This window comes from Lewinella sp. W8, assembly GCF_004375085.3.
Classification (GTDB): domain Bacteria; phylum Bacteroidota; class Bacteroidia; order Chitinophagales; family Saprospiraceae; genus Neolewinella.
The window spans coordinates 1-474 of the sequence record NZ_SNAQ03000074.1; the positions used below are offsets into that span (position 1 = coordinate 1).

The following is a 474-nucleotide window of genomic DNA, read 5'->3' on the forward strand; positions in this document are numbered from 1 at the left end:
TGGAGGCGGACTACAACCTGACGCCGGGTAACTGGATGGTTACCTTCCCCGAGGTGTACAACGTGAACAACCTGCAGGGCAACGTGACGGATGCTGACTTCGTGGGCGTTGAGCTGGGTAACGTGGTCCGCGCCGGCGGCCGCGCGGCACTTGAGCTGAACGTAGAGGAAGCCGAACTGGCCGCGGGCCAGACGCACACGGTAAAAATCAGCAACGGCGAGCTGGCGGGCTTCCAGGGCACCCTGGAGCTGGCCGCGGGCCTGGAGCTGGTCAACGTAGCCTACGAAGGTGAAGGAGCGATGAACCTGAACCGTGCCGGTGAGGGAATGATCGCGATGGCCTTCAACGGAGCGGCGACCATCGAGGTGGAAGTACGCGCTACGGAGGCGATGCGCCTGAGTGAGGCGGTAAGCCTGACGGACGCCATCACGGTACGTGAAGGTGTGGCGGCTAACGGAAGCGCTGGTTCTCTGA

1 pseudogene is annotated in these 474 nt (G+C 63.3%); it reads left to right on the forward strand.

Annotated features, from left to right (window positions below):
• A pseudogene (locus E1J53_RS24095) lies at positions 1–474 on the forward strand (hypothetical protein); the annotation flags it as partial.